Annotated in this window: 20 protein-coding genes; 13 read left to right on the top strand and 7 right to left on the bottom strand. The window is 51.1% G+C overall.

From position 1 onward, the window contains the following. Positions 1–3: 3 nt before the first annotated feature. The 3 genes from ACJHYW_RS04980 to tolC all read right to left on the bottom strand — a co-directional run bounded on the left by ACJHYW_RS04980 (position 4) and on the right by tolC (position 3,470). The gene (locus ACJHYW_RS04980; RefSeq protein WP_000442860.1) at positions 4–1,164 is read right to left on the bottom strand and encodes a glutathionylspermidine synthase family protein; all 1,161 of its coding nucleotides are present in this window, start codon (positions 1,162–1,164) and stop codon (positions 4–6) included. Between the two features lie 5 nt (positions 1,165–1,169). Further along, positions 1,170–1,841: a DUF1190 family protein gene (locus ACJHYW_RS04975; protein WP_000831543.1), complete on the bottom strand. Its 672-nt coding sequence runs from the start codon at positions 1,839–1,841 to the stop codon at positions 1,170–1,172. A 147-nt stretch (positions 1,842–1,988) separates the two neighbouring features. Further along, positions 1,989–3,470: an outer membrane channel protein TolC gene (gene tolC / locus ACJHYW_RS04970; protein WP_000735278.1), complete on the bottom strand. Its 1,482-nt coding sequence runs from the start codon at positions 3,468–3,470 to the stop codon at positions 1,989–1,991. A gap of 204 nt (positions 3,471–3,674) precedes the next feature. Here tolC and nudF point away from each other — a divergent pair, with 204 nt between their 5' ends. Genes nudF through parE form a run of 5 tightly spaced genes read left to right on the top strand, consistent with a single transcriptional unit; the run spans position 3,675 to position 8,081 of the window. Beyond that, positions 3,675–4,304: an ADP-ribose diphosphatase gene (gene nudF / locus ACJHYW_RS04965; RefSeq protein WP_000917117.1), complete on the top strand. Its 630-nt coding sequence runs from the start codon at positions 3,675–3,677 to the stop codon at positions 4,302–4,304. Next, on the top strand, positions 4,305–4,727 hold the full coding sequence (locus tag ACJHYW_RS04960; RefSeq protein WP_000833393.1) for a DUF1249 family protein: 423 nt from the start codon (positions 4,305–4,307) through the stop codon (positions 4,725–4,727). It begins immediately after the preceding gene. A 24-nt stretch (positions 4,728–4,751) separates the two neighbouring features. Beyond that, entirely contained in the window at positions 4,752–5,579 is an 828-nt protein-coding gene (cpdA, locus tag ACJHYW_RS04955) for a 3',5'-cyclic-AMP phosphodiesterase (RefSeq protein ID WP_000444747.1), read from the top strand. Then, the gene (yqiA, locus tag ACJHYW_RS04950) at positions 5,579–6,160 is read left to right on the top strand and encodes an esterase YqiA (protein WP_000105733.1); all 582 of its coding nucleotides are present in this window, start codon (positions 5,579–5,581) and stop codon (positions 6,158–6,160) included. Before cpdA ends, yqiA begins: the two co-directional genes overlap by 1 nt. Before the next feature lie 28 nt (positions 6,161–6,188). Next, entirely contained in the window at positions 6,189–8,081 is a 1,893-nt protein-coding gene (parE, locus tag ACJHYW_RS04945) for a DNA topoisomerase IV subunit B (RefSeq protein ID WP_000195292.1), read from the top strand. 47 nt (positions 8,082–8,128) lie between these two features. On the opposite strand, the gene ACJHYW_RS04940 is transcribed toward parE, so the two are convergent. Next, positions 8,129–8,443, bottom strand: coding sequence for a putative quinol monooxygenase (locus ACJHYW_RS04940; protein ID WP_000958598.1), 315 nt, complete (start codon positions 8,441–8,443; stop codon positions 8,129–8,131). A gap of 30 nt (positions 8,444–8,473) precedes the next feature. After that, positions 8,474–9,055 (bottom strand): NADPH:quinone oxidoreductase MdaB, encoded by a 582-nt coding sequence (gene mdaB, locus ACJHYW_RS04935; RefSeq protein ID WP_000065430.1) that lies wholly within the window; start codon positions 9,053–9,055, stop codon positions 8,474–8,476. 318 nt (positions 9,056–9,373) lie between these two features. On the opposite strand from mdaB, the gene ACJHYW_RS04930 reads away from it, so the two are divergent. Next, on the top strand, positions 9,374–9,706 hold the full coding sequence (locus ACJHYW_RS04930; protein WP_023149630.1) for a DUF2645 family protein: 333 nt from the start codon (positions 9,374–9,376) through the stop codon (positions 9,704–9,706). Positions 9,707–9,751: 45 nt separating this feature from the next. On the opposite strand, the gene qseC is transcribed toward ACJHYW_RS04930, so the two are convergent. After that, positions 9,752–11,101, bottom strand: coding sequence for a quorum sensing histidine kinase QseC (gene qseC / locus ACJHYW_RS04925; protein WP_000673402.1), 1,350 nt, complete (start codon positions 11,099–11,101; stop codon positions 9,752–9,754). Then, the gene (gene qseB / locus ACJHYW_RS04920) at positions 11,098–11,757 is read right to left on the bottom strand and encodes a quorum sensing response regulator transcription factor QseB (protein WP_001221493.1); all 660 of its coding nucleotides are present in this window, start codon (positions 11,755–11,757) and stop codon (positions 11,098–11,100) included. Before qseB ends, qseC begins: the two co-directional genes overlap by 4 nt. A gap of 151 nt (positions 11,758–11,908) precedes the next feature. On the opposite strand from qseB, the gene ygiW reads away from it, so the two are divergent. From ygiW to plsC, 7 genes are all read left to right on the top strand, one after another. After that, positions 11,909–12,301 carry an OB fold stress tolerance protein YgiW gene (gene ygiW / locus ACJHYW_RS04915; protein ID WP_000712658.1) on the top strand — a complete coding sequence of 131 codons (393 nt, stop codon included), beginning with the start codon at positions 11,909–11,911 and terminating at the stop codon, positions 12,299–12,301. A gap of 52 nt (positions 12,302–12,353) precedes the next feature. Beyond that, complete coding sequence (locus ACJHYW_RS04910; protein ID WP_000183505.1) at positions 12,354–12,836, top strand: GyrI-like domain-containing protein; 483 nt, start codon at positions 12,354–12,356, stop codon at positions 12,834–12,836. 204 nt (positions 12,837–13,040) lie between these two features. Then, positions 13,041–13,337, top strand: coding sequence for a type II toxin-antitoxin system toxin MqsR (gene mqsR / locus ACJHYW_RS04905; RefSeq protein WP_000415584.1), 297 nt, complete (start codon positions 13,041–13,043; stop codon positions 13,335–13,337). Position 13,338: 1 nt separating this feature from the next. Then, entirely contained in the window at positions 13,339–13,734 is a 396-nt protein-coding gene (gene mqsA, locus ACJHYW_RS04900; protein WP_000650107.1) for a type II toxin-antitoxin system antitoxin MqsA, read from the top strand. Positions 13,735–13,866: 132 nt separating this feature from the next. Continuing rightward, positions 13,867–15,474: an ABC transporter substrate-binding protein gene (locus tag ACJHYW_RS04895; RefSeq protein ID WP_001295629.1), complete on the top strand. Its 1,608-nt coding sequence runs from the start codon at positions 13,867–13,869 to the stop codon at positions 15,472–15,474. 137 nt (positions 15,475–15,611) lie between these two features. After that, entirely contained in the window at positions 15,612–17,870 is a 2,259-nt protein-coding gene (gene parC, locus ACJHYW_RS04890; protein ID WP_001281841.1) for a DNA topoisomerase IV subunit A, read from the top strand. A gap of 233 nt (positions 17,871–18,103) precedes the next feature. Beyond that, complete coding sequence (gene plsC / locus ACJHYW_RS04885; protein WP_000965722.1) at positions 18,104–18,841, top strand: 1-acylglycerol-3-phosphate O-acyltransferase; 738 nt, start codon at positions 18,104–18,106, stop codon at positions 18,839–18,841. Positions 18,842–18,843: the final 2 nt, after the last annotated feature.

The raw sequence follows: 18,843 nt of genomic DNA, 5'->3' as shown, positions 1-18,843 counted from the left end.
GGCTTATTCAACAAAAATATGTGGATAAAACCGAGACATATCCTGGGTGATCAATGCACGGTCTTCACGAATGCCAATTCCGGCGGGTTGATCGTTCACCAGCCAGCTACCAATCAGCATATAGCTGTCGCCGAATTTCGGTAACGGGTGGAATTGCTGAACAATCATCCCTTCTTCGCCATACGGACCTTCCGCTGCTTCAATGGTTTTGCCGTTCTCAATGATCGACACGTTTGCGCCTTCACGGGAGAAGATCGGTTTAACCACATATTTTTCCATTTGCGGATGATCATCTTCCGCAAAATAAGCGGGCAGCAGGTTCGGGTGATTCGGGAACATCTCCCACAGTAGCGGTAGAAGTGCCTTGTTGGAGATAATGCTCTTCCACGCCGGTTCCAGCCAGCGTACGCCTGCATCCTCCAGCTTGGTTGAGAACATCTCACGCAACATAAATTCCCACGGATACAGTTTGAACAGGTTGGAAATTACCTGATCCTGTAAATCCGTGAACTGACCTTTTTCACCTAACCCGATATCATCGATGTAGAGGAACTCAGTAGCAATTTCAGCTTCCGTTGCGCAGTCCTGCAAATACTGAATGGTTCCGCGATCTTCCACCGTGTCGCGACAGCAGGTGAGATGCAGCAACTGGAAGCCATACTGTTCACGCAGCTCAACGAAGCGATCGATCAGTTTTTCTTGCAGACTGTTAAACTGGTCGCTGCCCTCCGGCAAGTTACCGGCGTTAAGCTGATCTTCCAGCCAGATCCACTGAAAGAACGCCGCCTCGTATAGTGACGTTGGCGTATCGGCGTTATTTTCCAGAAGTTTAGGTTCACCAGTGCCATCCCACGCCAGATCAAGACGCGAATAAAGCGATGGCTGGTGCGTCAGCCATGACTGGCGCACAAAACTCCAGGTGTGTTTTGGAATGCGGAATTTGGTCATCAGCTCATCGCTGGCGATCACTTTTTCCACCACTTTCAGGCACATCTGGTGCAGTTCGGCGGTGACTTCTTCCAGCTTTTCAACCTGGGCGAGGGTCAACTTGTAGTAAGCATCTTCACACCAGTACGGCTCGCCGTACATGGTGTGAAAATTGAAACCGTATTCGTGGGCTTTCTCACGCCAGTCCGGGCGCTCGGTAATACTGACTCTTTCCATCGGTATCAGCCACCCATTGAACGAGAAGAGGTACCGGTTGCACTACGCTGCATAGTGCTTTGTTTGGCAACAGATTCACCAAAACCGCCACGGGTAACGGTAGTGGTGGTCGCCGGTTTTGGTGCCATTGCCGTCTTCGGTACGGTCATGGTGCGGCCTGGCTGGGCTGCGCCATAGTTTTTACCCGTCGCGTCGGTATATTTACCGTAAGCCGGACTGGCTGGGTTTTTCGAGGAGAACAGCGGCTGCTGTGCAAATCCCGCGCCGCCGCCCATCAGACGCCCCATCATGTAACCGGCCATCAGCGGCATCCAGAAACTCCCGCTGGATTGCTGGGCCTGCGCCTGGTTTTCTGGTGCCATGCCAGCCTGGGCTGGTGCCTGCTGGCACTGACCTTCACCAAATTCAGCAACACAGTCTTCACGGGTGGCGTATTTCGGCGCAGTACGTTCGGCTTCTTTCAGCGCATTGTTGTACGCGGTGGTACATTCGGCGCTTTTGCCTGGGTTTGCAGCTGAACAGTCGTCAGCATTTTGATAGAGAGACACTGTTTCATCACTCTTTTCACAGCCAGCCAGCATAAAAACAGTGGCAACCGCGAGAGCGACTGGTGTCAGATGGCGTGCGCTCCAGTTTTTGCGGAACGATGCGTGGCGTATGGATTTTGTCCGTTTCATTTTTGTCTTCCGGGACCAGTGGTAAATACCCATCAGAATAGAGGATGGCTGGTCGAAATTGAAGCGAGAAGGGGGAAGAATGCGGCAGATAACCCGTATCTTTACGTTGCCTTACGTTCAGACGGGGCCGAAGCCCCGTCGTCGTCATCAGTTACGGAAAGGGTTATGACCGTTACTGGTGGTAGTGCGTGCGGATGTTTGCTGAACGACTGGTGCCGGGCTATCAGGCGCATAACCATCAGCAATAGCATTCTGTTCCGGCGTTTGCGGTGCAACGTTTTCCGGATTAGTGGAAACCGGTTTGCTCAGCGCATTGTTCAGTGCCAGCAGATCCTGCTCGTTCAACGTACCCAGAGCTGACTTAATATTCAGCTGATTAATCAGGTAGTTATAACGCGCATTCGCCAGCTCTTGCTTGGCGTTGTACAACGTGGTGGTCGCATCCAACACATCAACAATGGTACGCGTACCGACCGAGTAGCCCGCTTCCATCGCGTCTAATGAGCTTTGAGCGGAAACTACGGCTTGTTTGTAGGCGTTAATGCTACTGATAGATGCATTAATGTTGTTGAAGGAGGAACGCACGGTCTGCACGACGCTACGATGGGCACTTTCCAGTTGCTCGCTGGCACCGACAAAGTTGTACTGTGCCTGTTTCACCTGCGAGTTAACCATTCCGCCCTGATAAATCGGCAGCGAGAAGCTCAGGCCAACTTTGTTCTGGCCCATATTGCTATCGTCATACTGGGTACCAGCGGCACCACGGGTTTTCGAACCGCTATAAGAGGTGTCAGAAATCCCGGTAGAAGCCGTTAAATCCAGAGTCGGTAAGTGACCATCCTGCGCCTGGCGAATTTGCTCGCGCGCCAGGTCCTGGCTCAAGCGTGCCTGTAACAGCGACAGGTTGCGTTTTTCGGCTTCTTTCAGCAGCGCGTTAACCGGCTGTGGTTTGTCGGTTTTAAAGTTTTCGACATTCAGCGCAGCCAGTTCCGGATAGTAGTTACCGGTGATCTGGCGCAGCTGCTCTACCGCGTTATCAAGGTTATTACGTGCGGTCACTTCGTTCGCCAGCACGGTATCGTACTGTGCGCGGGCGTTCTGCACGTCGGTGATCGCTACCAGGCCCACGTTAAAACGTTGGGTGGTTTGATCTAATTGACGGTAGATCGCTTCTTTTTGTGCCTGTGTATAGGAAAGAACGTCAATAGCATTCAACACGTTGAAATAAGCGGTCGCGGTGTTGAGGATCAAGGTTTGCTGATCGGTCTGATACGTGACGTCCTGAATCCCTGCTGCTTTTTCCTGCAGCGTTAACGCACGCCATTTCGACATATCAAAAATGGATTGAGTTAACTGCAAGGACGCACTGGTCGCGTTAGAGTTGATGCCGTTCGCGTCGCGGTAGCCGTTGCTATAGGTGTAATCTGCACCTAAACCTAGCTGTGGCAGTAATGGACTGCGCGCTTCATTAATTTTTTCAAAGGCAGCATCACGATCGGCGGCAGACTTACGCAATTCCGGGTTACTAAGGCGTGCTTGCTGATAAACTTGCATCAGGTTCTCGGCCTGGCTCAACGAACTGAACCCAGAAAGGCTCAGGCCGATAAGAATGGGGAGCAATTTCTTCATTTGCATTCCTTGTGGTGAAGCAGTATTTAGCGCGATCAAACTGTAAAATTATTGCGGATTCTAGCAGAAGCCGCTACCGCAAAAGGTTGGCGTTACGTGCCATAGGGCGTTAATGTGCCTCAATTTAACACATGACTGCTCAAACGGCAGTCAAACGTCGCTGAAATTCACATTTAATTCACTATTAGTGCCAGGACATTAACAATGCTTAAGCCAGACAACCTGCCCGTTACATTTGGCAAAAACGATGTAGAAATTATTGCACGAGAAACACTTTATCGCGGCTTTTTTTCATTAGATCTTTATAGATTTCGTCATCGTCTATTCAACGGGCAAATGAGTCATGAGGTGCGGCGGGAAATTTTTGAGCGCGGTCACGCCGCAGTCTTGCTACCCTTTGACCCAGTGCGTGATGAAGTTGTGCTGATTGAGCAGATTCGGATTGCCGCGTACGACACCAGCGAAACCCCTTGGCTACTGGAGATGGTTGCCGGGATGATTGAAGAGGGTGAAAGTGTGGAAGATGTTGCCCGTCGCGAAGCGATTGAAGAGGCGGGACTGATAGTCAAACGGACCAAACCGGTGTTAAGTTTCCTGGCAAGCCCGGGGGGCACCAGTGAGCGTTCGTCAATTATGGTGGGCGAAGTGGACGCCACGACCGCAAGCGGTATTCACGGTCTGGCTGATGAAAACGAAGATATTCGCGTTCATGTGGTAAGCCGGGAACAGGCATACCAGTGGGTAGAAGAGGGGAAAATCGACAACGCAGCGTCGGTCATCGCTTTGCAATGGCTGCAGCTGCATCATCAAGCGTTAAAAAATGAGTGGGCATAAATGAAGCGTTACACACCTGACTTTCCTGAAATGATGCGCCTGTGCGAGATGAACTTTTCACAATTGCGCCGTTTGTTACCGCGCAATGACGCACCCGGCGAAACTGTAAGCTATCAGGTGGCAAACGCACAATATCGGCTGACGATTGTGGAATCGACCCGATACACTACCCTGGTGACAATAGAACAGACTGCGCCCGCGATCAGTTACTGGAGCCTTCCGTCAATGACGGTGCGTCTGTATCATGACGCGATGGTGGCTGAAGTGTGTTCAAGCCAGCAGATTTTTCGCTTCAAAGCGCGGTATGATTATCCTAATAAAAAGTTGCATCAACGCGACGAAAAGCATCAAATTAATCAGTTTTTAGCGGACTGGTTGCGATACTGTTTAGCACATGGAGCGATGGCGATTCCGGTTTATTAGCGTCGTGAAACCTAAGGACACCATTTGGAAAGCCTGTTAACCCTTCCTCTGGCTGGTGAGGCCAGAGTCAGGATTTTACAAATTACCGACACTCACCTGTTTGCACAAAAGCACGAAGCCCTGTTAGGGGTAAACACCTGGGAGAGTTACCAGGCGGTGCTGGAGGCGATTCGGCCACACCAGCACGAATTCGACCTGATTGTCGCGACAGGTGATTTAGCGCAGGATCAATCCTCTGCGGCCTATCAGCATTTCGCTGAAGGCATCGCAAGTTTTCGTGCGCCCTGCGTCTGGCTGCCGGGCAACCACGATTTCCAGCCCGCGATGTACAGCGCGTTACAGGATGCGGGTATCTCCCCGGCGAAGCGCGTGTTTATTGGTGAGCAATGGCAAATCCTGTTGCTGGATAGCCAGGTGTTTGGCGTGCCGCACGGTGAGCTGAGCGAGTTTCAGCTTGAGTGGCTGGAACGTAAACTGGCCGATGCGCCAGAACGCCATACGTTGCTGCTGCTGCATCATCATCCGCTACCTGCGGGTTGTAGTTGGCTCGATCAACACAGTCTGCGTAACGCGGGCGAACTGGATACCGTGCTGGCGAAGTTTCCGCACGTCAAATACTTGCTGTGCGGTCATATTCATCAGGAGCTGGATCTCGACTGGAATGGTCGCCGCCTGCTGGCAACGCCGTCGACCTGTGTGCAGTTTAAGCCGCACTGTTCCAACTTTACGCTGGATACCATCGCGCCCGGCTGGCGTACTCTCGAGTTACATGCTGATGGCACGCTGACCACCGAGGTGCATCGCCTGGCGGACACACGTTTCCAACCTGATACCGCTTCAGAAGGCTACTGATGTCTACGCTTCTTTATTTACACGGTTTCAACAGCTCGCCGCGCTCTGCAAAAGCGAGCTTGTTAAAAAACTGGCTGGCGGAACATCACCCTGACGTTGAGATGATCATTCCGCAGTTGCCGCCGTATCCTTCCGACGCGGCAGAGCTGCTGGAATCCATTGTCCTGGAACATGGCGGTGATTCGCTGGGTATTGTCGGTTCGTCACTGGGGGGATATTACGCCACCTGGTTGTCACAATGTTTTATGCTGCCCGCAGTGGTGGTAAACCCGGCGGTGCGCCCGTTTGAACTGCTGACGGACTATCTCGGTCAGAACGAGAACCCCTACACCGGGCAGCAATATGTGCTAGAGTCACGCCATATTTACGATCTTAAAGTCATGCAGATTGACCCGCTGGAAGCGCCGGATTTGATCTGGCTGCTGCAACAGACGGGAGATGAAGTGCTGGATTACCGCCAGGCGGTGGCGTACTACGCTTCCTGCCGCCAGACTGTCATAGAAGGCGGCAACCACGCATTCACGGGCTTCGAAGATTATTTCAACCCGATCGTCGATTTTCTTGGTCTGCACCATCTCTGACGATCAACTCGAATTACTAACTTAAACCATGACGCAAACTTATAACGCTGATGCCATTGAGGTACTCACCGGGCTTGAGCCGGTTCGCCGCCGTCCGGGGATGTATACCGATACCACTCGCCCTAACCATTTGGGGCAAGAAGTCATTGATAACAGTGTGGATGAAGCACTGGCGGGTCACGCAAAACGCGTGGACGTTATTTTACATGCTGACCAGTCGTTAGAAGTTATTGACGATGGGCGCGGGATGCCGGTGGATATTCACCCGGAAGAGGGTGTACCGGCGGTTGAACTGATTCTTTGCCGTCTGCATGCAGGCGGTAAATTCTCTAACAAAAATTACCAGTTCTCTGGCGGCCTGCATGGCGTGGGGATTTCGGTGGTTAACGCCCTGTCGAAGCGCGTAGAAGTTAACGTGCGCCGCGATGGTCAGGTTTATAACATCGCCTTTGAAAATGGCGAAAAGGTGCAGGATTTACAGGTTGTCGGCACTTGCGGTAAACGCAATACTGGTACCAGTGTGCACTTCTGGCCGGATGAAACCTTCTTTGACAGCCCGCGATTTTCTGTTTCACGCCTGACGCATGTGCTGAAAGCCAAAGCGGTATTGTGCCCTGGCGTTGAGATCACTTTTAAAGATGAGATCAACAATACCGAACAACGCTGGTGCTATCAGGACGGTCTGAATGATTACCTGGCGGAAGCGGTAAATGGTCTGCCGACGCTGCCGGAAAAACCGTTTATCGGTAATTTCGCTGGTGATACTGAAGCTGTGGACTGGGCGCTACTGTGGCTGCCGGAAGGCGGTGAACTGCTGACCGAAAGCTACGTCAACCTTATCCCAACGATGCAGGGCGGTACCCATGTTAATGGTCTGCGTCAGGGCCTGTTGGACGCGATGCGTGAGTTCTGTGAATACCGCAATATTCTGCCGCGCGGTGTAAAGCTGTCGGCGGAAGATATCTGGGATCGCTGCGCCTATGTGCTGTCAGTAAAAATGCAGGATCCGCAGTTTGCCGGGCAGACGAAAGAGCGTCTCTCTTCGCGTCAATGCGCGGCATTCGTTTCTGGCGTGGTGAAAGATGCCTTTATCCTGTGGCTGAACCAGAACGTTCAGGCGGCTGAACTGCTGGCGGAGATGGCGATTTCCAGCGCCCAGCGCCGTATGCGTGCGGCCAAAAAAGTGGTGCGTAAAAAGCTGACCAGCGGCCCGGCGTTGCCTGGCAAACTGGCTGATTGTACCGCGCAGGACCTTAACCGTACCGAGCTGTTCCTTGTGGAAGGTGACTCCGCAGGCGGATCTGCCAAGCAGGCGCGCGATCGCGAATATCAGGCGATCATGCCACTGAAAGGTAAGATCCTTAACACCTGGGAAGTCTCTTCCGACGAAGTGCTGGCTGCGCAGGAAGTGCACGATATTTCGGTAGCGATCGGTATCGATCCTGACAGCGACGATCTGAGCCAGCTTCGTTATGGCAAAATCTGTATCCTCGCGGATGCGGACTCTGATGGTCTGCACATTGCCACGCTGCTCTGCGCTTTGTTCGTAAAACATTTCCGCGCGTTGGTGAAACACGGTCACGTTTACGTCGCACTGCCACCGCTCTACCGTATTGATCTCGGGAAAGAGGTTTATTACGCGCTGACGGAAGAAGAGAAAGAGGGCGTACTTGAGCAATTAAAACGCAAGAAAGGCAAGCCGAACGTCCAGCGTTTTAAAGGTCTGGGGGAAATGAACCCGATGCAATTGCGCGAAACCACGCTTGATCCGAACACTCGCCGTCTGGTGCAGTTGACTATCGATGATGAAGACGATCAGCGTACTGACGCGATGATGGATATGCTGCTGGCGAAGAAACGCTCGGAAGATCGCCGCAACTGGTTGCAAGAGAAAGGCGACATGGCGGAGATTGAGGTTTAAAGGAAAGAACATTGCCCGGTCAGGATGGCCGGGCAAACAAGGCAGGATTAAATCCCTGGCTGCAGAATACGGATATTCATCTCCAGCACGTCACCTTTTACGGCTTCGCTATACGCCTTCATGTGCGGGGTTTGCAGATGCGCTTCAAGATGCGCGATGCTTTCCCACTGCTCAATCATCACGATAGAATCCGGTGCCATAGACTGGAAACTCACGCCAGCTGCGCAATCCACCATTGGCGCATAGCCGTGGCAACCTTCTTCTTTCAGTACGGTTGGAACGATTTTAGCAAACTGATCCAATACCGCCTGACGGTGATGTTGACCAGGACGAGTACGGATTTCTGCGATTACGGTAAGCATGGTTAACTCCTTCTAAAGCCTGAGCTCTAGTTAACCAAAAATTTCCACAAGATGCTTGCGATATTCTTCAGTATAGCGGGGAACATCAGGCATTTTTATCACGTCATTAGCGATAAATGTCGGCAGCGGTTCCATACCGAGGAATTGGTTTGCTTTATGGAACGGCAGATACACACCGTCAACGCCAACGCCGTGGAAGAACTGATCTTTTTCGGTGAAGGCTTCCATTGGTGCGTTCCAGGTCAGAGAAAGCATATATTTTTTGCCCTGTACCAGGCCGCCGGAACCGTATTTTTTCGACGGATCTTTGCGGGTACGACCATCGCTGGCATACAGCGTCCCGTGACCTTCGGTGAATACATCATCAATGTATTTTTTCACTGTCCACGGCGCGCCCATCCACCAGCCTGGCATCTGCCAGATCACCACATCAGCCCAGAGAAAGTTTTGTACTTCCGCTTTGACATCGTAGTCGCTGTCGGCGCGAACGATGCGGACATCATGCCCAAGGTCGCGCAGTGTGCCATCCGCGACTTCGGTCAGGGTGTCGTTCAGTTGACCATTGGAGTGGGCGAATTTTTTCGCGCCGTTGATAATCAGGATGTTGCTCATTTTTTAACCTCAAGGTGAGACGTTTGCCGACTATAGTACGTCACAGAGCGGTACGGTGAAATTAGCAAAATGTGCAAAGTCTTTTGCGAATTTAGCAAAAGTCTGATCTTACTCTGACTCACCGATGCAGGATAAATATTTTCTGAAAATGACAATACTGATAGCCATTCCTCATAATTCTTACTCGCACCGGAATAATTTACACGTTTGGTTCGGTTTTTTTGGGGATTGAAAATATGGCTTTGAATAAGTAAAAGATGAAAGTATCAACGTGTCATGTTGATAATTATAAATGGATTTTTATGAGCGTACTGATATATGTTAAAGCAGAAAATTAAAACAATATTTGAAGCATTGCTATATATAATGCTTACTTATTGGTTAATAGATTCTTTTTTTGCTTTCAATAAGTATGACTGGATGCTTGAGTCGGGAGGAAATATTTGCAGTATACCTTCCGTTTCAGGCGAAGATCGTATATTGCAAGCAATGATTGCAGCATTTTTTCTTCTTACGCCACTTATTGTTCTTATCTTAAGAAAACTCTTTATGCGGGAAATGTTCGAGTTTTGGGTATATGTATTCTCGCTCGGTATTTGTCTGGTTTGTGGTTGGTGGCTTTTTTGGGGACGGTTTATATTTTGCTATTAGTAAAATCTATGAGAGTCGTTTTAACGGCTCTCATAGACAGAGAAGTTACCAGCTTACCTTCGCCTCAAATCCACCTTGTTCCGCATTCCCAAATTCAACATTCATGCCATGCAATTTGGCGATTCGCTGGACAATCGATAGCCCAAGCCCGCTGCCGGTAGCGGTTTGTCCGGGTGGGCGATAGAAGCGTTCGCCAATTCGCGCCAGTGCCTCTGGTGTCACACCGGGGCCGTTATCCCTCACGATGAAATTATCAGCATTCAGCGTGACGTCTACCACGCTGCCCTGTGGACTGTAGCGCACGGCGTTATCCAGCAAATTTCGCACCAACAAACTTAGCAATAGCGGTTGCCCGGTGCGTTTGATGCTGTGGGCATTGAGTGTCAGTCGCACGTCAATTTTCGCCTGCTGCGCCGTGTGGTAAATATCCATCACCGACGATTGCAGGAGATCTTCAAGCGGGATCTCCGCGACGTCCTGAAGGTTATCCAGTGAGTCCAGCCGCGATAGCGTGAGCAGTTGATCAACCAGACGAGTAGCGCGATCGATCCCGGAATGTAATTGGAGCAGTGCTTTTTTCCGCGCCTGCGGATCATCGTCAGAGAGCTGCGCAACTTCGGTTTGCACTTTCAGCGCCGTTAACGGGCTACGAAGTTCGTGAGCTGCGTCGGAGGTAAAGCGTCGTTCACGAACCATCATCGCATGTGTGCGGGCGAACAGTTGATTTAGCGACTCAACCAGTGGCCGCACTTCGCTGGGTACGCCAGTCGCGTTTAGTGGTTTTTCCGAGTCAGGGTCACGCATACGTAGTGCCAGCGCCAGTTTGTTCAGCGGCGCGAGTTCACGACCCAGTAGTACCATCATGATGATTAACATAATCGGCAGTGCGACCAGCCACGGGATCAATTGCCCGGCAACAATCGCCAGCGCCATGTCTTCACGGTATTCCCATTCCTGGCCAACAACGATGCGATATTTGCCATCAGGTGAGGTCATCCAGACAAAACGCCAAGGATCGTCTTCACCGACCAGTTGCCCGTCAGCAAAACCTTCCCGTTGATAGCTATAGGGAATATCTTCTCCGTTATCGCCATCATTAAGGACCATTCTGCCGTCGTGGGTAAAGATGGCAAAGGTCAGCGCATCGTCATCAACATGACCGTGTTTTAATCTATTTGGCGTCTGTGCCATGCGATCCGCCGCGTTGATTTCGTTGAGATCGAGCGTACTTAACCGCTTGGCAAACAGCATCAGTTGGGTGTCGAACAATTCATCGACGTTATCCGTTGTTTGTTTCCAGGCGACAAAGCTGGAAAGCAGCCAGGTCACCGAGGCCAGAATTAAAAAGATTAGCGTCAGCCTGACGCGCAGACTAAGACGTTGGGTAAATTTCATTTCTCACCTAATGTGTAACCAATACCATGCACGGTACGAATAAAATCACTACCGAGTTTGCGTCGCAGATGATGCACATGCACTTCAACGGCATTACTGGTGACCTCTTCGTCCCAGGTATACAGTTTCTCTTCAATCAGTTTGCGCGGCAGTACCCGACCAGCGTTACGCATCAGTAATTCCAGCAGGGCAAATTCTTTTGGTTTCAGTGTTAAGGGTTCGCCAGCCAGCGTGGCGATACGTTTGCCGGGGTCGAGCATGACGTTACCGTGGCGCAGCTCGTTGCTGGCCTGGCCGTTGGTTCGGCGCATCAGAGCTTCCAGCCTGGCGGCGACTTCTATCAACGCAAAAGGTTTACACAGATAATCGTCAGCTCCCAGACGCAGCCCTTCTACACGTTCCGCCAGCGCATCGCGCGCGGTCAGGATCAGTACCGGCTCACGCTGACCTTTTTCTCGCCATTCGCGCAAAATATCGCGACCATCCATGCCTGGTAAGGTTAAATCCAGGATCACCGCATCATAAGGTGCGCTATAAAGCGCCTCTTTTCCCTGACGACCTTGTGTAAACCAGTCGACGCTAAAACCCATTTTACTAAGGCCCGTTTTGATGCCGTCGCCAATCAGCATGTCATCTTCTATCAGTAAAATTCGCATTTTTTCATCCCTGCGATAACCGTATTTGCTGCCAGTAAACCGTGTTGTAACGCGCTCTGTACAGCACTAAATTTTATTTTTTTCCCTTAAGAAGTTGTTAAGGACTATCTTGTTAAATGCTCGGAAACAGACATTAAAGGGAGTAATAAACATGAAAAAATTCGCAGCAGTAATCGCAGTAATGGCCCTGTGCAGCGCACCGGTGATGGCAGCAGAGCAGGGCGGTTTTTCTGGCCCATCGGCAACGCAAAGTCAGGCCGGAGGATTCCAGGGGCCGAACGGCAGCGTAACGACTGTAGAAAGCGCAAAATCCCTGCGTGACGACACCTGGGTAACCCTGCGCGGCAATATCGTTGAACGCATCTCTGACGATCTCTACGTGTTCAAAGATGCCAGCGGTACTATCAATGTTGATATCGACCACAAACGCTGGAACGGCGTGACGGTGACGCCGAAAGATACGGTTGAGATTCAGGGTGAAGTCGATAAAGACTGGAATTCTGTTGAAATTGACGTCAAACAGATCCGCAAAGTAAATCCGTAATTGTTACCGCTCCCGGGACGCGTTCCCGGGAATAATTTCGCAGGGAGGCAAAATGACAAACCTGACACTGGATGTAAACATTATCGATTTCCCATCAATACCTGTGGCGATGTTGCCGCACCGCTGTAGCCCTGAATTGCTCAACTACAGCGTGGCGAAATTTATCATGTGGCGTAAAGAGACGGGGCTTTCTCCTGTTAACCAAAGCCAGACTTTTGGCGTCGCCTGGGACGACCCTGCCACCACCGCACCGGAAGCGTTTCGCTTTGATATCTGCGGCAGCGTTAGCGAACCGATTCCCGATAATCGTTATGGTGTGAGCAATGGTGAACTTACCGGTGGACGTTATGCCGTGGCCCGCCACGTTGGCGAGCTGGACGATATTTCACACACGGTATGGGGCATCATTCGCCACTGGCTGCCTGCAAGCGGCGAGAAAATGCGTAAAGCACCGATTCTGTTTCACTACACCAATCTTGCCGAAGGGGTGACAGAGCAGCGACTGGAAACGGATGTTTATGTGCCGTTGGCGTGATGCCTGACTCCAGCTTCCCTTATAAATTCCTGCTTCAAACTGGCGCTACTAATGCGCCACTTTCTTATATGGTCAATCACTTTCCTTAAAGAATACGTTTTGTGTGGTCACTATCTCCGTACATCTAACTAACCTTTTAGGTGCTTTTTCATTGCTGTAATTAACCTTTTAGGTTATAACTAAAGTAACAGGGAGGCGGGGGTTATGGAAAAACGCACACCACATACACGTTTGAGTCAGGTTAAAAAACTTGTCAATGCCGGGCAAGTTCGTACAACACGTAGTGCCCTGTTAAATGCAGATGAGTTAGGTTTGGATTTTGATGGTATGTGTAATGTTATCATTGGATTATCAGAGAGCGACTTTTATAAAAGCATGACCACCTACTCTGATCATACTATCTGGCAGGATGTTTACAGACCCAGGCTTGTTACAGGCCAGGTTTATCTTAAAATTACGGTAATTCATGACGTACTGATCGTCTCGTTTAAGGAGAAGTAATATGAAATGTCCGGTTTGCCACCAGGGAGAAATGGTTTCTGGCATTAAAGATATTCCATACACCTTCCGTGGACGAAAAACAGTATTGAAAGGTATCCACGGTTTATATTGTGTCCATTGCGAAGAGAGCATCATGAATAAAGAAGAGTCAGATGCTTTCATGGCGCAAGTAAAGGCATTTCGGGCTTCGGTGAATGCCGAAACAGTGGCACCTGAATTTATAGTGAAGGTTCGAAAAAAGCTCTCTCTTACCCAAAAAGAGGCAAGCGAAATTTTTGGGGGAGGTGTAAATGCGTTTTCGCGTTACGAAAAAGGCAATGCCCAACCTCATCCTTCCACAATCAAACTTTTACGTGTTCTGGATAAGCATCCAGAACTATTGAATGAAATCCGTTAATTAATGGAAAAGCGGGGGCAACTCGCTTTTTTCTTTACCGGAGTGTGAGCCAAATCACTCGCGATAAGTTTGAGCGAACAATGCCACAGGCGTATTGTTGTTGGGCTTATAATTTCTCCGGTAAGGAATACCATGTATACGCGAAATTTATTATGGCTGGTCAGCCTGGTAAGTGCGGCTCCTCTCTACGCTGCTGACGTTCCCGCCAACACACCGCTCGCCCCGCAACAAGTCTTTCGTTACAACAATCATAGCGACCCAGGTACGCTCGACCCGCAAAAGGTGGAGGAGAATACTGCCGCGCAGATTGTGCTGGATCTGTTTGAAGGTCTGGTATGGATGGACGGTGAAGGCCAGGTGCAGCCCGCTCAGGCTGAACGCTGGGAGATACTGGACGGCGGCAAGCGCTATATTTTCCATCTGCGTAGCGGTTTGCAGTGGTCCGACGGTCAGCCTCTGACGGCAGAGGATTTTGTCCTCGGCTGGCAGCGCGCGGTTGACCCGAAAACGGCAAGCCCTTTTGCTGGCTATCTGGCACAGGCGCACATTAACAATGCCGCAGCTATTGTTGCGGGTAAAGCAGATGTTACATCGCTGGGTGTCAAAGCGACGGATGATCGTACTCTTGAAGTTACGCTTGAGCAGCCGGTTCCTTGGTTCACGACGATGCTCGCCTGGCCGACGCTGTTCCCGGTTCCTCATCATGTCATCGCTAAACATGGCGATAGCTGGAGTAAGCCAGAGAACATGGTTTACAACGGTGCCTTTGTGCTTGATCAGTGGGTAGTTAACGAAAAGATTACTGCACGCAAAAATCCAAAGTACCGCGATGCGCAACATACAGTATTGCAACAGGTTGAGTATCTGGCGCTAGATAATTCGGTCACCGGCTATAACCGCTATCGCGCGGGAGAGGTCGATCTCACCTGGGTTCCGGCGCAGCAAATTCCCGCCATTGAAAAATCACTGCCTGGCGAGCTACGAATTATTCCGCGTCTGAACAGCGAATATTACAACTTCAACCTTGAGAAACCGCCATTTAACGATGTGCGAGTGCGTCGGGCGCTATATCTTACGGTTGATCGACAGCTTATTGCGCAAAAGGTACTGGGGTTGAGAACGCCCGCAACCACGCTGACGCCGCCAGAGGTAAAAGGCTTTAGCGCGACGACGTTCGATGAACTGCAAAAGCCAATGAGTGAGCGCGTCGCGATGGCAAAAGCCTTGCTGAAACAGGCGGGATACGACGCCTCTCATCCGCTACGCTTTGAGCTGTTCTACAACAAGTACGATCTGCATGAAAAGACCGCGATAGCGTTGTCTTCCGAATGGAAAAAATGGCTGGGTGCACAGGTGACGCTGCGCACAATGGAGTGGAAAACCTATCTTGATGCCCGACGAGCCGGTGATTTCATGCTGTCTCGGCAGTCGTGGGATGCGACGTACAATGATGCTTCCAGCTTCCTGAACACGCTCAAAAGCGATAGTGAAGAAAACGTCGGTCACTGGAAAAATGCGCAGTATGACGCCTTACTAAACCAGGCCACGCAGATCACTGATGCGACAAAGCGTAATGCGTTGTATCAGCAGGCAGAAGTGATCATCAACCAACAGGCACCGCTGATTCCTATCTACTATCAGCCGTTAATCAAACTGCTTAAACCCTACGTTGGCGGTTTTCCGCTGCATAATCCCCAGGATTATGTCTACAGCAAAGAGTTGTATATCAAGGCACATTGATGCCTTTATCGCCGTCGGAGCACGTCCGGCGGCGCTATTCACGCTGATCTCCTGTGACTCGACGCGGCAGATAATGTAGTATCTCCGGCAATATTGCCCCTTTGAAGGCTGGCGAATAAGTTGAGGAATCAGAATTAATGAGCGATATGGCAGAGCGCCTTGCGCTACATGAATTTACGGAAAACGCCTACTTAAACTACTCCATGTACGTGATCATGGACCGTGCGTTGCCGTTTATTGGTGATGGTCTGAAACCTGTTCAGCGCCGCATTGTGTATGCGATGTCTGAACTGGGCCTGAATGCCAGCGCCAAATTTAAAAAATCGGCCCGTACCGTCGGTGACGTACTGGGTAAATACCATCCGCACGGCGATATCGCCTGTTATGAAGCGATGGTCCTGATGGCGCAACCGTTCTCTTACCGTTATCCGCTGGTTGATGGTCAGGGGAACTGGGGCGCGCCGGACGATCCGAAATCGTTCGCGGCAATGCGTTACACCGAATCCCGGTTGTCGAAATATTCCGAGCTGCTATTGAGCGAGCTGGGGCAGGGGACGGCTGACTGGGTGCCAAACTTCGACGGCACTTTGCAGGAGCCGAAAATGCTACCTGCCCGTCTGCCAAACATTTTGCTTAACGGCACCACCGGTATTGCCGTCGGCATGGCGACCGATATTCCACCGCATAACCTGCGTGAAGTGGCTCAGGCGGCAATCGCATTAATCGACCAGCCGAAAACCACGCTCGATCAGCTGCTGGATATCGTGCAGGGGCCGGATTATCCGACTGAAGCGGAAATTATCACTTCGCGCGCCGAGATCCGTAAAATCTACGAGAACGGACGTGGTTCAGTGCGTATGCGCGCGGTGTGGAAGAAAGAAGATGGCGCGGTGGTTATCAGCGCATTGCCGCATCAGGTTTCAGGTGCGCGCGTACTGGAGCAAATTGCTGCGCAAATGCGCAACAAAAAGCTGCCGATGGTTGACGATCTGCGCGATGAATCTGACCACGAGAACCCGACCCGCCTGGTGATTGTGCCGCGTTCCAACCGCGTGGATATGGATCAGGTGATGAACCACCTCTTCGCTACCACCGATCTGGAAAAGAGCTATCGTATTAACCTTAATATGATCGGTCTGGATGGTCGTCCGGCGGTGAAAAACCTGCTGGAAATCCTCTCCGAATGGCTGGTGTTCCGCCGCGATACCGTGCGCCGCCGACTGAACTATCGTCTGGAGAAAGTCCTCAAGCGCCTGCATATCCTCGAAGGTTTGCTGGTGGCGTTTCTCAATATCGACGAAGTGATTGAGATCATTCGTAATGAAGATGAACCGAAACCGGCGCTGATGTCGCGGTTTGGCCTTACGGAAACCCAGGCGGAAGCGATCCTCGAACTGAAACTGCGTCATCTTGCCAAACTGGAAGAGATGAAGATTCGCGGTGAGCAGAGTGAACTGGAAAAAGAGCGCGACCAGTTGCAGGGCATTTTGGCTTCCGAGCGTAAAATGAATAACCTGCTGAAGAAAGAACTGCAGGCAGACGCGCAAGCCTACGGTGACGATCGTCGTTCGCCGTTGCAGGAACGCGAAGAAGCGAAAGCGATGAGCGAGCACGACATGCTGCCGTCTGAACCTGTCACCATTGTGCTGTCGCAGATGGGCTGGGTACGCAGCGCTAAAGGCCATGATATCGACGCGCCGGGCCTGAATTATAAAGCGGGTGATAGCTTCAAAGCGGCGGTGAAAGGTAAGAGCAACCAACCGGTAGTGTTTGTTGATTCCACCGGTCGTAGCTATGCCATTGACCCGATTACGCTGCCGTCGGCGCGTGGTCAGGGCGAGCCGCTCACCGGCAAATTAACGTTGCCGCCTGGGGCGACCGTTGACCATATGCTGATGGAAAGCGACGATCAGAAACTGCTGATGGCTTCCGATGCGGGTTACGGTTTCGTCTGCACCTTTAACGATCTGGTGGCGCGTAACCGTGCAGGTAAGGCTTTGATCACCTTACCGGAAAATGCCCATGTTATGCCGCCGGTGGTGATTGAAGATGCTTCCGATATGCTGCTGGCAATCACTCAGGCAGGCCGTATGTTGATGTTCCCGGTAAGTGATCTGCCGCAGCTGTCGAAGGGCAAAGGCAACAAGATTATCAACATTCCATCGGCAGAAGCCGCGCGTGGAGAAGATGGTCTGGCGCAATTGTACGTTCTGCCGCCGCAAAGCACGCTGACCATTCATGTTGGGAAACGCAAAATTAAACTGCGCCCGGAAGAGTTACAGAAAGTCACTGGCGAACGTGGACGCCGCGGTACGTTGATGCGCGGTTTGCAGCGTATCGATCGTGTTGAGATCGACTCTCCTCGCCGTGCCAGCAGCGGTGATAGCGAAGAGTAATATGCCGGGGAGGGCGCTGTTTCCTCCCGCTTGCAAGGAACGCCGGATGAAACGTTAAGTCGTCATCCGGCAGCGTATTCAACCCCCGGAAACGATAAAAATTCCCTTGAAACCGTTGTTTATTCATGCGTTGCGATTAACAATACGCTTTTCCAGAGAGCGGCTTTTAACAATGCCCTAACCTGATTTCAGGTGACGTACAATGCCAGTCTCTCAGACCTTCAGAGGGTGTTATGCTATATATCTTTCGTCTTATTATTACCGTGATTTACAGCATCTTAGTCTGTGTATTCGGCTCCATTTACTGCCTTTTCAGCCCGCGTAACCCGAAACATGTGGCCACCTTTGGGCATATGTTTGGCCGTCTTGCGCCGCTGTTTGGCCTGAAAGTTGAGTGCCGTAAACCTACAGACGCTGAAAGCTACGGCAATGCTATCTATATCGCTAACCACCAGAACAACTATGACATGGTGACAGCATCGAACATCGTGCAACCGCCGACGGTGACGGTAGGTAAAAAGAGCTTGCTGTGGATCCCCTTCTTCGGGCAGTTGTACTGGTTAACCGGCAACTTATTGATCGACAGAAACAATCGCACTAAAGCTCACGGCACCATTGCGGAAGTAGTGAATCACTTCAAAAAACGCCGTATTTCCATCTGGATGTTCCCGGAAGGAACCCGCAGCCGTGGTCGCGGCCTGCTACCGTTCAAGACTGGAGCATTTCACGCGGCAATTGCGGCGGGCGTCCCGATTATTCCCGTGTGCGTCTCTACAACTTCGAATAAGATTAATCTTAATCGACTGCACAACGGTCTGGTGATTGTCGAAATGCTGCCGCCAATTGACGTCAGTCAGTATGGCAAAGATCAGGTTCGTGAGCTGGCTGCCCATTGTCGTTCGATAATGGAACAAAAAATCGCCGAGCTCGATAAAGAAGTCGCAGAACGCGAAGCCGCCGGAAAAGTTTAAGT

The sequence above is a fragment of the Escherichia sp. WS3063 genome (assembly GCF_046486595.1).
Taxonomy (GTDB): Bacteria; Pseudomonadota; Gammaproteobacteria; order Enterobacterales; family Enterobacteriaceae; genus Escherichia; species Escherichia coli.
The sequence above is the reverse complement of the archived record's forward strand: the minus strand, read 5'-3'. Positions and strand labels throughout refer to the sequence as shown.

Coding starts and splice junctions, on each gene's coding strand:
- ACJHYW_RS04980 (WP_000442860.1), bottom strand. CDS start 1,164: ATGGAAAGAGTCAGTATTACCGAGCGCCCGGACTGGCGTGAGAAAGCC.
- ACJHYW_RS04975 (WP_000831543.1), bottom strand. CDS start 1,841: ATGAAACGGACAAAATCCATACGCCACGCATCGTTCCGCAAAAACTGG.
- tolC (WP_000735278.1), bottom strand. CDS start 3,470: ATGAAGAAATTGCTCCCCATTCTTATCGGCCTGAGCCTTTCTGGGTTC.
- nudF (WP_000917117.1), top strand. CDS start 3,675: ATGCTTAAGCCAGACAACCTGCCCGTTACATTTGGCAAAAACGATGTA.
- ACJHYW_RS04960 (WP_000833393.1), top strand. CDS start 4,305: ATGAAGCGTTACACACCTGACTTTCCTGAAATGATGCGCCTGTGCGAG.
- yqiA (WP_000105733.1), top strand. CDS start 5,579: ATGTCTACGCTTCTTTATTTACACGGTTTCAACAGCTCGCCGCGCTCT.
- parE (WP_000195292.1), top strand. CDS start 6,189: ATGACGCAAACTTATAACGCTGATGCCATTGAGGTACTCACCGGGCTT.
- ACJHYW_RS04940 (WP_000958598.1), bottom strand. CDS start 8,443: ATGCTTACCGTAATCGCAGAAATCCGTACTCGTCCTGGTCAACATCAC.
- mdaB (WP_000065430.1), bottom strand. CDS start 9,055: ATGAGCAACATCCTGATTATCAACGGCGCGAAAAAATTCGCCCACTCC.
- ACJHYW_RS04930 (WP_023149630.1), top strand. CDS start 9,374: ATGTTAAAGCAGAAAATTAAAACAATATTTGAAGCATTGCTATATATA.
- qseC (WP_000673402.1), bottom strand. CDS start 11,101: ATGAAATTTACCCAACGTCTTAGTCTGCGCGTCAGGCTGACGCTAATC.
- qseB (WP_001221493.1), bottom strand. CDS start 11,757: ATGCGAATTTTACTGATAGAAGATGACATGCTGATTGGCGACGGCATC.
- ygiW (WP_000712658.1), top strand. CDS start 11,909: ATGAAAAAATTCGCAGCAGTAATCGCAGTAATGGCCCTGTGCAGCGCA.
- ACJHYW_RS04910 (WP_000183505.1), top strand. CDS start 12,354: ATGACAAACCTGACACTGGATGTAAACATTATCGATTTCCCATCAATA.
- mqsR (WP_000415584.1), top strand. CDS start 13,041: ATGGAAAAACGCACACCACATACACGTTTGAGTCAGGTTAAAAAACTT.
- mqsA (WP_000650107.1), top strand. CDS start 13,339: ATGAAATGTCCGGTTTGCCACCAGGGAGAAATGGTTTCTGGCATTAAA.
- ACJHYW_RS04895 (WP_001295629.1), top strand. CDS start 13,867: ATGTATACGCGAAATTTATTATGGCTGGTCAGCCTGGTAAGTGCGGCT.
- parC (WP_001281841.1), top strand. CDS start 15,612: ATGAGCGATATGGCAGAGCGCCTTGCGCTACATGAATTTACGGAAAAC.
- plsC (WP_000965722.1), top strand. CDS start 18,104: ATGCTATATATCTTTCGTCTTATTATTACCGTGATTTACAGCATCTTA.